The sequence below is a fragment of the Mesorhizobium sp. M0159 genome (assembly GCF_040322295.1).
Lineage (GTDB): Bacteria > Pseudomonadota > Alphaproteobacteria > Rhizobiales > Rhizobiaceae > Mesorhizobium.
Genome location: NZ_JAMYTF010000005.1, coordinates 42,244 through 56,859 on the forward strand (window position 1 = coordinate 42,244; position 14,616 = coordinate 56,859).

The window sequence follows — 14,616 nt, forward strand, 5'->3', positions numbered from 1 at the left end:
CGAGGCTCAGCTGGCCGTGCGCAGGCGTCGCGATCGGACAAAGGTCTTAAGTCCCTCGGAATCGAATGCGTGGCCGAAGGCATAACCCTGCAATATGTCGCAGCCCAGGCCCTTGAGTAGCCGTGCATGCTGCATCGTCTCGACGCCTTCCGCCACGACCTCGATACCCAGCGACTTGCCGATTTCAATGATCGACGAGACAACCTGCCTTCTCTGCGGAGATTTGACGATTGGGGTGACCAGCTGCCGATCTATCTTCAGCCGGCGCGGCTGCAACTTCAGCAAACTGACCATCGAAGCGTAGCCGGTACCAAAATCGTCTATTTCGACGTCAATCCCCAGCTCTTTTATCTGCTCGATATTCCAGGTGACAAGGTCGTCGTTCTCGTCCAGGAAAATCGACTCAACAAGCTCGAACGAAACTGTTCCTTTCTTGATATTTTGTTCTCGCAGGCTCTTGATGAGCTCCTCGTCTTGAAGGCGCCTGGCCGAGACATTGACCGACACCCGCGGAATGTGAAGTTTTGCAGCGGACCACTCTTCGAAATCCGAAAGCGATTGCTTCAATATGGCTTGGTCGATAATCGAGACGACGTTCAGTTCTTCTGCAATCCTCAGGAAGATGTCGGGCGCCAAAATACCCTTTATTGGATGTTTCCACCTCGCCAGCGCCTCAACCCCAACGATTTCGAGCGTCTTTGCGTCAAATTGGGGCTGGTAGAAGGGGATGAACTCGTTGCGCTCGAGGCCGCCGAGAATTTCGTCGGCAATCCGCTTAGTATCGACGATTTCGCTTTGCATCGCGTCGGTGAAGAATTCGTATCGATTGCGGCCCCGCCCCTTTGCTCGGTAAAGCGCGATATCGGCGTTCACCAGCAGGTGTTTGGCTTCGACATCTTTTGCGTTATCGACAGCGATTCCCACGCTGACACCAAAACGGCATCGATGACCCTGATAGTAGACGGGTTCGCGCATCTGGCTGATGATGCGGTCGGCGAGCAGCGCCAGTTGCTTGGTATCGTCGCGCACCACGCACAGAACGATGAATTCGTCTCCCCCGATACGGGCGACGAATCCCTCGTCGCCGACCTTCGACCTGAGCACGGTTGACGCGTGAACCAGCATCGCGTCACCGGCGGCGTGGCCCAGCGTATCGTTGATGTGCTTGAACCGATCCAGATCTATGTGAAGCAGTGCCGCGTGCCCGCCTGAGCGCCTGGCGTTTGCCGCGTAATGTTCCAGTACCTGGTCGAGGTAACGCCGGTTGGGCAAGCCGGTCAGCGAATCATGAAGCGCGATGTGCTCTATGCGCGCTTTGGCCGACTCGAGTTCTGCATTTTTCGACTCGGACAGCTGTTTTGCACGAACCAGATCCTTGTTCAGCAGGACGTCGGCAGTCACGTCCCATTCCGCGCCGATCATTTTTGGGGTGTCGTTTGCGACCCGGTAGAGGATCGCCTTGGACCGGACATGACGGATCTCGCCATCCTGACGCACAATCCGGTACTCCGACAAATATGGTCGTCCGCTGGCCACCGCCCTGTCGAAGTCCGCGTTGGCGCCAGCCAAATCATCTGGGTGGATTGCTCCCGCCCAGTCTGGGTAGCCCCGGTGCTCGCCGGTTGGTTTGCCATATATTTCGTTGACGCGATCATCCCACGTAAGCTCGTTGGTCGCGAGATCGTGTTCCCAAACCCCAATAGCCGAAGCTTCCAGAGCGAGTTCCAAGCGTCGTGACAATCGACGCAATTCCGCATAATTGCGCTGTCTTTCGCCAATCAGGCGGCCTGTGACCAGGAAAGGGAACACAACCAAGGCTCCGGCCGTCGCCATGATCGCGCGCAACAACCATGCGTTGCTTGGCGTCGAAGGCCAGCCGTTTTTGGGAATGGCCGCGAGCTGCCACGAGCCGGAAGGAAGCAAAACGTCAGCCGTCACCGGATCGCTTTTGCTGATCTCCTCATTGCCGTAGAATTGACCACCTCGGTGACCGAGGGCGTCCCTGCCGATCAGCGCTACGTCGATCCCGAGATCGTCGTCAAGCAAGCCGCTCGCTCTGTAAAGGCGCTGCACGTCGACAACGGCGGAAATGATACCCCAGAACCTTTCCGTATTGCCAGCGCTCGGCACGAAGACCGGAAAGCGGCCGATGAAGCCTTGTCCTCCCTGTTTCAGGTCGACGGGACCGGCAAGCACCAGCTTGCGTTCGTCTCGCGCCCTTAGCGCAGCCGCACGCTGCCGCTCGTTCTTGCGGTAGTCCAGACCCATCGCCTGCTCGTTACCCTCCATCGGATACATAAGGGAAACGACCAGATCAGGCGCGCCGGCAATATCGTTCAATTGCGAGTCGGCGCCAAACAGATTGCTCGCGAGCGAGGCGAAGCGTTGCTGTCCCATATAGGGCTCGGTCACGACCGCGGCGACCAGTCCACGCACGAGTTGAAGGTTTCCGTTGATATTGCCTTCGAGCTTGGCGCGGATGAGATTGACCTTGGTCAGCACGTCCGCACGGACGGCCTGGTCCGAGACGATTTTGTTCTGGTGCTCCGCGAACGCTGCGCTGACAAGGATGACGACAAACGCGATCGCCGCCGGAATATTTGCCGACGAAAAGACGGCCTCCTTGATGCCGTTGAACCTAGCGCGGAAAAAAGCCAATAGGCGATTCCTCAAGTGCCATTTTCAGGTTCTCGGGGTCGACCCGATGAGGAACATTAGCTTTCAATGTTTAATTTGACCTTCATACTCCTGAGAAATTTCATTTTCCGACGGCTGACGCCGGCTGCGATACCGACAGCGATGCTGAAGGCGGGCTGCACGATGCGGACCAACATGAAACGCCAGCTAGATCAGCCTTGCTCGGAAGATCGAGGCGCACGAGCGCCATTGCACATTTCGACGCTCCGACCCGAGTACTCTGGAGCGTTGACCTTGGACTAGTGCCCCTCAATCGCCTTGGGAGACACAAGGTATGGTATCTTGCCGACGCTGCGCTTCGTCGCGCCAATGGAATAGGCCATCGGTATCTTGGGAGAGTTCTCGGGTAGGCCGTACATATCCTTGCCGGCGCGCACGGCAAATGAAAAGTGCTGCCACGAAACCGTATCATGCTCATTGAGAAAATCGAGCGTCAGACCAGCTGAAATCAGCGCATTCACCACGTCACTGATCGGGTGGATCCATTCATAATAGCGAGGATGCTTCAAGATGCGATCATCGCCGGTGTAGGTCAGTTCCTCGTTCCAGGCGAGCGGCCGAGCTATCGGCGTTCGCCAGTCGTGCTTCAATTCCAGGGCCGCGGCCTTTCGATCGCACTGAAACATCAATGGATGGCCCTCGGCCATGTAGAGGCGGCCGCCGGGTCGCAGAAGATCGGCAACCACCCGCGCCCAACGGAACACGTCGTCCAGCCAGTTTACCGAGCCCCAAGTAACGTAAGCGATGTCAAAGGTCCGGCCGAGCGCTTCCACCGCCTCGAACAGTGGCGCTTCCACGAAGCGCACGTCGGTGCCTGCCTTCGCAGCAAAATCCCGCGCCGCCACGATCGCTGTCGGTGAAAAGTCGAGCCCGGTCACGCTGCCTGCGCCGAGATTCTTCAGGCTGATCGTGTCAAGACCGATGTGACACTGCAGGTGGACGATATCCTTGCCGGCGATATCGCCGAGCTCGCGTGTTTCCAGCTCATAGAGATTGGATCCGCCGGCCAGCACATTCTCGATGTGGTAGCTGCCCGTTGTGTCGGTCGAGTGCAGTTCGGCCCGATCATCCCAATTAAGGCGGTTCGCGCCCAGAAAGCGTTCCAAATTCCCCCCACCCCTGACTGACGCATGGTAAACAAGTCGTTAAAGCACCTTTGCAGCGAAAGTAGCGCGCGTCAATCCGGACCGGGCGGCAGTGCGCCGCCGCTCGCGAAAGCATCAGCCCCGGGAAGGCTTGCTGCTGATCAAAGGCTTCTGGCGCGATCGCCGCGCCCGGCGACAGGACCCCGCAGGCGCTCCCGGACTCCGCCGTCGTGGTCTGTATGTGGATTAGTCGGTTCCTCAGCCCGGCACAGCCACCATCGCGATATTTCTGGAGAGCTCGTTTGTGGGGGCAACTGCGTCTGCCGTGCCGCTCGTGAGTGCTCGGTAGAGTGCCACATAATCGCTGCACATGCGCTCGACCGTGAACCGCTTCTCGAACGTCTGCCGCACTCGTGCGCGATCGAGGCTGTCTATGCGCCGGAGCGCGCCCACGGCTTCCTCCACCGTATCCACGATCCATCCGGACACACCGTCATCGATGATCTCCGGGACGGCGCCACGCCGGAACGCAACCACCGGCGTACCGCAGGCCATTGCTTCGATCGTTACGAGCCCGAAGGGTTCCGGCCAGTCGATCGGAAACAAAAGCGCTATCGCATTGCCCAGAAAATCCGCCTTTTGCCGCTCATCGATCTCGCCAATGAACTCCACGTTCGAATGCCGCAGCACTTGCGGCTCGACCCTTTCCTTCCAGAACGACTGGTCCACCTTGTCGATCTTGGCGGCGATCTTCAGGGGAAACCCGGCCCGCGCTGCTATTTCTATGGCCGCTTCCGGCCCCTTTTCCGGCGAGATGCGACCGAGAAACGCAAGATAGCCAGAGGTGTTCGGGTGGAATGGCAGAAGATCGCGGGGCAGGCCGTGATGCACGGTTCCAACCCAATTGACGGGCGGCATGGGCCGGCGCTGGTCGAAGGAGATCGAGACCAGGGGAACGTCGTCGAACATCGCATAAAGCTGCGCCAGATCGGGCAGGTCGAGCCTGCCGTGAAGCGTGGTAACCGTTCGTCTGGCAAAATCCCGAATTATGGGGAAGTGCAGGACATCGACGTGGAAATGTAAAACGTCGAATTCATCGGCTCGCCGGCGCACCCGTTCAAGCATCATAACATGGTGCGGACCACCGTCCTGGACCCTGGGGTTCAGGCGCAGCGCGACGTCGCAACACCGCACCAGCTCGGCTGAGGTACGAGAATCGGCGCTGGCGAACAGCGTCACCTCGTGGCCCTGTCGGACAAGTTCTTCGGTCAGATACGAAACAATTCGCTCCGTTCCACCGTAGGTTCGGGGCGGCACGGATTCGGTTAGCGGTGCGATCTGGGCTATTTTCATTTAGAAATCTTTTCGGCGGCGACCGCCGTCTTTCAAACAAGCTTCGGCGGCAACCAAGACAAGCGAGAGCTTCCAGTTGCGAAGTATTCTATGCAGAGCGTATTTATAGTTGTGCCGTCCGTGCTCCTCCCGTGCAATCAGGTTGCCCTTATTCAACTCCTCTGCATCCAAGAACTGCGATCCATGAGAAATGTTTCACCGGCTCGATAAAAAGACAGAATGAGCTACGCGCCGCCGCCCCGCCGCCCCCTGACAGGCAGCTTTGGATCGCTCGATCACCACCAAGTGATCCAGGCGTGCCGGTGCCGAATGGAACATAAAGCCCGGAATTCAGTTAGATAGCCGGATTTGGCTGGAGTACCGCCAGATGCGGAATTCCAGCCGGGCAGGGCACTACCGTGACACGGAGTGAGCGGCTTCGGGCGCATCTCGCCGAACTCAGGCACCACCTTGCCGAACTCGGGAGCCATAAACGCTCCCTATGGAGGATGCCATGAACCAGTGGACAAACGCCAGGCTCTGTGACGTAGCCAACCTGATCCTTGGGGCAATTCTGTTCTTCTCCCCCTGGATCTTCACCTTTGCGGCAGGCCCGCAGACGCAGAACGCCCTCGGCAGCGGAATCTTGATTGTCGTGCTTTCGGTTGCCGCCCTCGCAGCATTTGCCGTGTGGGAAGAGTGGGTGAACCTGGTCGTCGGACTGTGGGTTCTCGCATCGCCCTGGGTGCTTGGATTCCAGGCGACCACGGCGATGACCGTGCATGTCGTGATCGGCATTCTGGTCGCCGTGCTGGCGGCGATCGAGCTCTGGATGATGTATCAGAACCCGCCGACCCAGTCCGCCGCCTAACAGGCGCAGCCAGCCAGCGCCCTTTTTTGGGCCTGACGGATCTATCGGTCGTCTGCCGGTCTCTCGGCAACAGCCGCCGGAGGCCGGGCAGGCGGCGTTTGTTTGGACGAGAATAGGAAGGATGGCGCATTATGGTCGGTGACAATCCGCGTTCGACGGCCAGGATTGCGGGACATCCTATTCATCCGATGCTCGTGCCATTTCCGATCGCCTGCTTCGTCGGCACCCTGCTGACGGATCTAGCCTATTGGCGAACAGCGGAGATGATGTGGGCTGACTTCTCCGCTTGGCTGGTTACCGTCGGCGTGATCATGGGCTGCCTAGCAGCGATCGCGGGGCTGATCGATTTCCTGACCAATCCGCTGATAAGGGCACAGCCCCCCGCCTGGCCGCACGTGCTCGGCAATCTTCTGGCGCTGGCGTTATCCATCATCAACATGCTCGTGCACTCCCGCGATGCATGGACCTCCATCGTTCCTACCGGCTTGATCCTCTCGGCGGTTGTCGTGCTCATCCTCATCTTCACTGGTTGGCTGGGCTGGTCCATGGTGTACCGGCATCACGTCGGAGTGGCGGATTGATGCGCATAGCAAGCTCCATCGGTCAGACCAGGCGCATCGCGGTGTCCGTCCTCGTTTGCACTGCGGCGATCACTCTTGCAGCGTGCAGCGGCAACGACCCGGATCCCAGCAGTCAGATAGGGCCGAATCCAAACCTGCCGGAGCCGATCCAATATTTCTTCCCGCCCATGCACCTCGCTTCCGTGGTCGGATGGAAGAACGACGAAAAGCCGACCGTCGCGCAGGGGCTGCAGATCCAGGCTTATGCCCACGGCTTGCAGCATCCGCGGTCGCTTTACGTGCTGCCCAATGGCGACGTCCTGGTGGTCGAGTCCAAGGCGCCGGGTGGCGAACCGATCAAACGGCCCAAGGATTTGGTGATGGGCTGGATCGAATCCTGGGTTACCTCGGGCGGCGACAGCGGCCCAAGCAACCGCATTACGCTGCTGCGCGACACCGATGGCGATGGCAAGCCGGAGCTGACCAGCGTATTCCTCGACCACCTGAGCTCCCCCTTTGGCGTGGCGCTGGTGGGAAGCGATCTCTACGTCGCCAATACCGAATCCATCGTCCGCTATCCCTACAACACCGGTGACACAAAGATCACCGCGCCCGGGACGCCGCTAACCGCCCTGCCCGGCGGCCCGATCGACCACCATTGGACGAAGAGCCTGGTGGCAAGCCCCGACGGCTCGCTGCTCTATGTCGGCATCGGCTCGAACAGCAACGTCGCCGAAAACGGCATCGAGGCGGAGAAGAACCGCGCCGCCATCTGGCAGGTAGACAGGGCCACCGGCCGGTCGCGCATTTTCGCCAGCGGTTTGCGCAATCCAAACGGCCTGAGCTGGGAGCCGCAGACCGGGGCGCTCTGGGCAGTGATCAATGAGCGCGACGAGCTCGGCCCCAATCTCGTGCCGGATTATCTGACCTCGGTAAAGGATGGCGGCTTCTACGGATGGCCATACAGCTATTACGGCCAGCATCTCGATCCCCGCGTCATGCCCCAACGTCCGGACCTGGTCGCAAAAGCGATCGTTCCGGATTATGCACTGAGTTCCCACGTCGCCCCTCTGGGACTGGCCTTCTATACGGCAACCAGCCTTCCCGAGGCATATCGCGGCGGCGCCTTCGTTGGCGAGCATGGCAGCTGGAACCGCACGCGTTTTAATGGTTACAAGGTAGTGTTCGTACCATTCAGCGGCGGCCGTCCGAGCGGCGTCGCTACCGACGTGGTGACTGACTTCCTGGACAAGGACAACAAGGCGCGCGGCCGGCCTGTCGGCCTGGCTGTCGACAAAACCGGGGCCCTGCTCATCGCCGACGACGTCGGCAACACAGTTTGGCGGGTGACATCTGCCGGCCAATAAACTGGCTCCACTCTCTTCGTCGAGCGTCGAGCAGGTGAACGGACACTGCTCGAAGCAATCGTGCTGACGTTCTTCGTCATGCTGCTGTTCCTGCAGAACCTGCGCGCGACGATCCCCGACGATCGCCGTTCCGGTGACTCTGCCGGGCACATTCGGCGTGCCCGCCCTTGCCGGTTACTCGACGCTGACGATGTTTGCCACGCGCTGCCGCTGATCATCGCCGAACCGAAGGACCGCCAGCGCCGAAATGGTATTTTTGCCCTTCCCACAGCCGGCTCTAGAATTTTCATCGCAAATCAAGTTATGATGCACTTGGTATTTCCCGGGGACGGCTTGCGCCGCTTGGAATACCGGGAGGAACCGGGACATGGCCGTTGCGCTTGTACTCGTTCTGATAGTCGTGGGCTCGGTGTTGTTCCACTTCCTGAGCCCATGGTGGTGGACGCCGATTGCCTCGAACTGGGACTATATCGACAACACCATCATCATAACTTTCTGGATCACCGGTGTCGTCTTCGCCGCCGTGGTTCTTTTCATGGCCTATTGCGTCTTCCGCTTCCGTCATCGGGAAGGCAATCAGGCGGCATATGAACCTGAGAACAGGCGGCTCGAATCCTGGCTGACGGTCGTCACCGCGGTTGGGGTCACCGCTTTGCTCGTTCCAGGCCTGTTCGTCTGGAGCCGGTTCGTTAACGTTCCAAGTGACGCAACCGAGGTCGAAGTCGTCGGCCAGCAGTGGCAATGGAGTTTCCGCCTCCCCGGCAAGGACGGCAAGCTCGGCACATCCGACACTCGCGACGTCAACGCTGAAAATCCACTCGGCGTCATCGCCACCGATGCCAACGGCCAGGACGATGTCGTAGTGGAAGCGGCCGACCTGCACCTCCCGGTAGGCAAACCGGTCAAGATGCTGCTCCGCTCGATCGATGTGCTGCACGATTTCTACGTGCCGGAATTCCGCGCCAAGATGGACATGATCCCGGGCTCGGTCACCTATTTCTGGTTCACTCCGACCAAGACCGGAACCTTCCAGGTCCTGTGTGCCGAACTCTGCGGCCAGGGACATCCGATGATGCATGGCGTGGTCATGGTCGATACTCAGGAAGACTATCTGGCGTGGCTTGGCCAGCAGCAGACTTTTGCGCAGCTGTCCGCCCCCCAGCAGATGGGCTCGGCAGAGTAGGAAACCGGAACGACGGCGCGCCGTCGGGATTGAAATTAGTGTGGCAAGCCCGAACTGTCGGGCTGGCCGAAAAGGGCACGGAGGTGTTCCTATGGTCGATATCACACCTGCAGATGCGGTACCGCCGGCCGAAGTCGCGGAAATGGAACTCTACCATCCGCACAGCTGGTGGACGAAATACGTTTTCTCGCAGGACGCCAAGGTCATCGCCATCCAGTATTCGGCGACGGCGACAGCGATCGGCATGGTCGCGCTGGTGCTATCCTGGCTGATGCGGCTGCAACTCGGCTTCCCCGGCACATTCGACTTCATCACCCCGGAAGCCTACTACCAGTTCATCACCATGCACGGCATGATCATGGTGATCTACCTGCTCACGGCACTCTTCCTGGGCGGCTTCGGCAACTATCTGATCCCGTTGATGGTTGGTGCTCGCGACATGGTCTTTCCCTATGTCAACATGCTGAGCTACTGGATCTATCTGCTCGCCGTGCTGGTCCTGGTGTCGAGCTTCTTTGCGCCCGGCGGACCGACGGGTGCCGGCTGGACGCTCTATCCGCCGCAGGCGATCATGACCGGTACGCCAGGCGGCCAGGACTGGGGCATCATCCTGATGCTTGTCTCGCTGATCCTGTTCATCGTCGGCTTTACCATGGGCGGCTTGAACTATGTCGTGACGGTGCTGCAGGGGCGCACGCGCGGCATGACGCTGATGCGCCTTCCGCTTACTGTCTGGGGTATTTTCACCGCCACCATCATGGCGCTGCTCGCCTTCCCGGCGCTGTTCGTCGCCTGCGTGATGATGCTGCTCGACCGGGCGCTCGGCACCAGCTTCTTCATGCCGGCGATCGTCGAGATGGGCGAACAGTTGCAGCACGGCGGCGGCAGCCCGATCCTGTTCCAGCATCTGTTCTGGTTCTTCGGCCATCCGGAGGTCTACATCGTGGCGCTTCCGGCCTTCGGCATCGTATCCGACCTGATCAGCACCCACGCGCGCAAGAACATCTTCGGCTACCGCATGATGGTCTGGGCCATCGTCGGCATCGGCGCGCTGAGCTTCGTGGTCTGGGCGCACCACATGTATGTCAGTGGCATGCATCCCTATTTCGGCTTTTTCTTCGCCACAACGACATTGATCATCGCCGTCCCAACAGCCATCAAGGTCTACAATTGGGTGCTGACGCTGTGGCGCGGCGACATCCACCTCACCATCCCGATGCTTTTTGCCTTGGCCTTCATCGTCACCTTCGTCAATGGCGGGTTGACTGGGCTATTTCTTGGCAATGTCGTCGTCGACGTTCCGCTGTCGGACACGATGTTCGTCGTCGCCCATTTCCATATGGTCATGGGGGTTGCCCCGATCATCGTAATCTTCGGCGCGATCTATCACTGGTATCCGAAGGTCACCGGCCGGATGCTGAACGAGACACTGGGCCGGTTCCATTTCTGGGTCACCTTCCTCGGCGCCTATCTGATCTTCTTTCCCATGCACTATCTCGGCTTGATGGGCGTGCCGCGGCGGTACAACGAATTGACCGACATGACGATCATGACGGAATCGGCCCACCACCTGAACTCGTTTATCAGCATCATGGCTTTTATAGTCGGTTTTGCTCAGATTGTGTTTCTGTTCAATCTCATCTGGAGCATCCGCCATGGCCGTGAGGCTGGCGGCAATCCGTGGCGGGCAACGACGCTCGAGTGGCAGACGCCCGAAACACCGCCCGCCCACGGCAATTTCGGCAAGGATCTGCCGATCGTCTATCGCTGGGCCTATGACTACAGCGTACCGGGAGCCAAGGAGGACTTCATACCGCAAAACGTTCCGGGCTCCTTCGCGCCCTCCAGGGAGCCGGCATGAGCGTAATCCTGGTCTTCCTGCTCGTGATCGCCGGTATTGCCGGGTGGTGGCTTTCCCATCAGCGGCTAATGACGAAGCCGTGGCTCGAGCAAGGTATGATCGGGGATTTTGTCGCTCTGGACCGATCGGCGCTGCCGACCGCAAAGATCGGTCTCGGCGTCTTCCTTGCCGTCGTCGGCTGCCTGTTCGCGCTGTTCACCAGTGCTTATTTCATGCGCATGGCGCTGTCGGATTGGCGGCCGCTGCCCATCCCGCCCCTGCTCTGGCTTAACACCGGCGTACTGGTCTTGAGCAGCATTGCGATACACTGCGCTTCGCTCGCGGCGCGCAAGGGTCAAGTGGACATGGTCAGGCTTGGCCTCGCCACCGCTGGACTCACGGCGCTCGTCTTCCTGATTGGACAGCTTGTGGCATGGCGGGAACTGAGTGCGGACGGCTATTTTCTGGCATCCAATCCGGCCAACAGCTTCTTCTACCTGCTAACGGGAATGCATGGCCTGCATATACTGGGAGGACTGGTCGGGCTGGGCAGAACGAGCGTCGGCGCCTGGAACGGAGCGCAGCCGCAGCGGCTTCGCCTCAGTGTCGAGCTGTGCGCCATGTACTGGCATTTCCTGCTTTTCGTCTGGCTCGCCATCTTTGCGCTTCTGGCCGGCTGGGCTTCGACTTTAATCGACATTTGCCGAGGGTTGCTGACCTAGGAGGAACGGGCGGATGGCAGAGACGACACTGGCCCACATCGGCCGAACAGAGCCGCGGCCCGCAGGCTGGCAAGGCATCGCCGCCGACTGGTCCTCGGATCAGCGGGCGTTCAAAAACGTGTCCTGGGGCAAGGCCATGATGTGGATCTTCCTGCTCAGCGACACGTTCATCTTCGGCTGCTTCCTGCTCTCCTACATGACCGCGCGTATCTCAACACGCGTGCCGTGGCCCAATCCGAGCGAGGTCTTCGCCCTGCGCATCGGCGGCTCCGACATTCCACTGATCCTTATCGCCATCATGACCTTCGTGCTGATCTCGAGCAGCGGAACGATGGCCATGGCGGTCAATTTCGGCTACCGCCGCGACCGCCGCAAGACGGCAGTGCTGATGCTCTTGACCGCAGCACTCGGCGCGACCTTCGTCGGCATGCAGGCCTTCGAATGGACCAAGCTGATCACCGAGGGCGTGCGGCCTTGGGGCAATCCCTGGGGCGCTGCCCAGTTCGGCGCATCCTTTTTCATGATTACCGGCTTTCACGGCACGCACGTGACGATCGGGGTGATCTTCCTGATCATCGTGGCGCGAAAGGTCTGGCGCGGAGACTACGACGTCGGACGGCCCGGCTTCTTCACCAGCCGGAGGGGCCGCTACGAGAACGTCGAAATCATGGGGCTTTACTGGCATTTCGTCGACCTGGTCTGGGTGTTCATTTTCGCATTTTTCTATCTTTGGTGAGAGGCAGGACATGGCTGAAGCAACCGCAAACGGCCTGGGACAGCATGCGCTGGACAGCGCCCGTACCCATGATGCGACGACGACCGGGTTTACCCCGGCGGAGGTTCATCAAGAGCACCCGATCAAGCTCTATCTGGTGGTCTGGGCCTGGTTGTTCATCCTCAGCACCTGCTCCTATCTGGTCGACTATTTCGGTCTCCACGGCTATCTCAGATGGTCGCTGATCCTGATCTTCATGATCCTCAAGGCAGGGCTGATCGTCGCCATCTTCATGCACATGGCCTGGGAACGGCTGGCGCTGACATATGCAATCATCCTGCCGCCGGTGCTGGTGCTGGTGTTCGTGACGATGATGGTCTTCGAAGCGGACTACACGCTTCTCACCCGAATGGCGTTTTTCGGGGCCGGGCCCTGACATGCAATCCGGATCCAGGCGGTCCGGTCCTGGAGCCTTCGCCTTGAAACAATCCACGGCTGGTCCATTTCTGTTGGTATCGGAAACGACAGGCAATGCCGGCGTTTCCACATGCGTCGCGAACACCAGCAAGGGGCGCCCAAGATGACCATCGCAAACAGACTGAAGGACTTCATCGACAGAAAAGGAATTTCCTACGACACCGTCGAGCATCACCGCACGGCGACAAGCAGACAATCCGCCATTGCGGCACATGTGCCTGGCAGCATAATGGCCAAATCGGTGGTCGTTCACCACGACCGTGGCTACGCGCTCGCCGTGGTTCCAAGCACGCACAGGATAGAACTCGCGACATTGCAGGATGTCATGGACAAGCCTCTTGGACTTGCCTCCGAAGACGAGGTGGTCTCGTTGTTCGGCGATTGCGATGTCGGCGCTGTGCCGCCGATCGGCGCTGCCTATGATGTGCCAGTGGTCCTCGATGAAAGCCTCGGCGACGCTCCCGAAGTCTATTTCGAGGGCGGTGACCATAGGACGCTGGTGCATGTGAGCGGCAAGGATTTCCGCGACCTGACAAAGGACGCGCGCCAGGCCCGTTTCAGCCACCCGGCCTATTGAAAGCTCTGCCCCACCCTGCCCGCACCGGCACTTTCACCGGTGCGCGCAGGGCAGGTTTTTTTCAGCTCACGGTCTGGTGGCCGGCGGCGATTCCACAACTTTCCGATAGACATGCCAGGTCGCATGACCAAGGATCGGCAGCACGACTGCCAACCCGGCGAACACTGGCAGCGAGCCGACGATCAGGGCGACGGCGACGATAAGGCCCCACACGGCCATCACGATCGGGTTGGCCAGGACAACGCGCACCGAGGTGTGGATGGCTTCGTAGGCGCCGACATCGCGGTCGAGCAACAACGGGAATGCGACGACCGTGGTGCACAACACAACCGCGGCGAACACGAAGCCGATGGCGTGACCCAGGATGATGAGCGTCCAGCCGCGTCCCGTGGCGAATATTTCACTGATGAAGCTGGACAGCGATTGCGGCGGCGCCGGGCCGAACAGGGTCTGGTAGAATATCTGGGCCGTCAAAAGCCAGGCGATAAAGATCGCAAGCAGCATGACGCCGACCGCTGCAATAGCCGGCAGTGCCGGAGAACTCCTGACTTCAAAGGCGTGCCTCCACGAGGCGTCGAGCCCGGCTTCCCGTCGCCGGCTGATCTCATAGAGGCCGATCGCCGCGAACGGACCAATCAGTGCAAAGCCGGATACAAGCGGAAACAGCAATGGCAGCGTGTTGTTACCTGATGTCCAGACAGCAAGCACGACTCCCGCAATCGGATAGATCAGGCAGAGAAAAACGATGTGCGACGGTTTGACCATGAAATCATCGACGCCACGCCTGAGCGCATCAAAAAGATCGGAGACACCGATTTTTCGAATTCTGGTGTGTTCCAGCGTCTCGCTGGCGCCTGCTATCACGTGAAAGCTTGCCATGACCATTCCTCCAGACCAGGTCCGGTAAGGTCGCGTTTTACGGTGCTGCCGTTCTGCATGATTGGCCCACGCAAACCGCGACCTGCACCATGATCAATATACTCTCATGCGGGGGACTTGTCGCGCTTTGTAGGAAGGCCCGGGAGTAGGAGCTCCCGGGTAGCCTGACTAGCTACGGACGCCGTTCTTCGATATGCTCTTCTAGTCGAAGGTGAAGGTCATGGACGGAAGGACAGTTCTCATACTCGGCCTTGGCGTCATTATTCTGCTGTTGCTGGGATTTTGTGCTCTGCCAACGTGATGTTTTGAGC

Annotated in this window: 13 protein-coding genes and 1 pseudogene; 10 read left to right on the forward strand and 4 right to left on the reverse strand. The window is 59.6% G+C overall.

The genetic code is table 11. The features are described from left to right. Positions 1-6: 6 nt before the first annotated feature. The 3 genes from NKJ32_RS06905 to NKJ32_RS06915 form a co-directional block, all read right to left on the reverse strand. The gene (locus tag NKJ32_RS06905) at positions 7-2,586 is read right to left on the reverse strand and encodes a bifunctional diguanylate cyclase/phosphodiesterase (RefSeq protein WP_036239064.1); all 2,580 of its coding nucleotides are present in this window, start codon (positions 2,584-2,586) and stop codon (positions 7-9) included. A 350-nt stretch (positions 2,587-2,936) separates the two neighbouring features. Then, entirely contained in the window at positions 2,937-3,803 is an 867-nt protein-coding gene (locus tag NKJ32_RS06910) for a class I SAM-dependent methyltransferase (protein WP_023678894.1), read from the reverse strand. Positions 3,804-4,040: 237 nt separating this feature from the next. Further along, on the reverse strand, positions 4,041-5,135 hold the full coding sequence (locus NKJ32_RS06915) for a glycosyltransferase family 4 protein (RefSeq protein WP_352451365.1): 1,095 nt from the start codon (positions 5,133-5,135) through the stop codon (positions 4,041-4,043). A gap of 493 nt (positions 5,136-5,628) precedes the next feature. Between NKJ32_RS06915 and NKJ32_RS06920 the strand changes: the two genes are divergently transcribed. From NKJ32_RS06920 to NKJ32_RS06965, 10 genes and pseudogenes are all read left to right on the forward strand, one after another. Continuing rightward, positions 5,629-5,985, forward strand: a complete 357-nt coding sequence (locus NKJ32_RS06920; protein ID WP_352451366.1) for an SPW repeat protein — start codon at positions 5,629-5,631, stop codon at positions 5,983-5,985. A 131-nt stretch (positions 5,986-6,116) separates the two neighbouring features. Continuing rightward, positions 6,117-6,566 carry a DUF2231 domain-containing protein gene (locus NKJ32_RS06925; RefSeq protein ID WP_352827166.1) on the forward strand — a complete coding sequence of 150 codons (450 nt, stop codon included), beginning with the start codon at positions 6,117-6,119 and terminating at the stop codon, positions 6,564-6,566. Further along, positions 6,566-7,912, forward strand: coding sequence for a PQQ-dependent sugar dehydrogenase (locus NKJ32_RS06930; RefSeq protein WP_352451368.1), 1,347 nt, complete (start codon positions 6,566-6,568; stop codon positions 7,910-7,912). The genes NKJ32_RS06925 and NKJ32_RS06930 overlap by 1 nt, the downstream gene beginning before the upstream one ends. Before the next feature lie 42 nt (positions 7,913-7,954). After that, positions 7,955-8,111: pseudogene (locus NKJ32_RS06935) on the forward strand (efflux RND transporter permease subunit); the annotation flags it as partial. Positions 8,112-8,279: 168 nt separating this feature from the next. Beyond that, complete coding sequence (gene coxB, locus NKJ32_RS06940; RefSeq protein ID WP_254818347.1) at positions 8,280-9,095, forward strand: cytochrome c oxidase subunit II; 816 nt, start codon at positions 8,280-8,282, stop codon at positions 9,093-9,095. A gap of 91 nt (positions 9,096-9,186) precedes the next feature. Then, positions 9,187-10,956: a cytochrome c oxidase subunit I gene (ctaD, locus tag NKJ32_RS06945; RefSeq protein WP_023678901.1), complete on the forward strand. Its 1,770-nt coding sequence runs from the start codon at positions 9,187-9,189 to the stop codon at positions 10,954-10,956. Further along, positions 10,953-11,657: a cytochrome c oxidase subunit 3 gene (locus NKJ32_RS06950; protein ID WP_352568844.1), complete on the forward strand. Its 705-nt coding sequence runs from the start codon at positions 10,953-10,955 to the stop codon at positions 11,655-11,657. Before ctaD ends, NKJ32_RS06950 begins: the two co-directional genes overlap by 4 nt. 13 nt (positions 11,658-11,670) lie before the next feature. Further along, a complete protein-coding gene (locus tag NKJ32_RS06955; RefSeq protein ID WP_023678903.1) occupies positions 11,671-12,393 on the forward strand; it encodes a heme-copper oxidase subunit III family protein in 723 nt (240 codons plus the stop codon). A 10-nt stretch (positions 12,394-12,403) separates the two neighbouring features. Next, positions 12,404-12,808, forward strand: a complete 405-nt coding sequence (locus tag NKJ32_RS06960) for a cytochrome C oxidase subunit IV family protein (RefSeq protein ID WP_023678904.1) — start codon at positions 12,404-12,406, stop codon at positions 12,806-12,808. Between the two features lie 144 nt (positions 12,809-12,952). Then, positions 12,953-13,426, forward strand: a complete 474-nt coding sequence (locus NKJ32_RS06965) for an aminoacyl-tRNA deacylase (protein WP_023678905.1) — start codon at positions 12,953-12,955, stop codon at positions 13,424-13,426. Between the two features lie 66 nt (positions 13,427-13,492). Here NKJ32_RS06965 and NKJ32_RS06970 read toward each other — a convergent pair whose 3' ends face one another. Further along, positions 13,493-14,305: a DUF2189 domain-containing protein gene (locus tag NKJ32_RS06970; RefSeq protein ID WP_023678906.1), complete on the reverse strand. Its 813-nt coding sequence runs from the start codon at positions 14,303-14,305 to the stop codon at positions 13,493-13,495. Between the last annotated feature and the right edge of the window lie 311 nt (positions 14,306-14,616).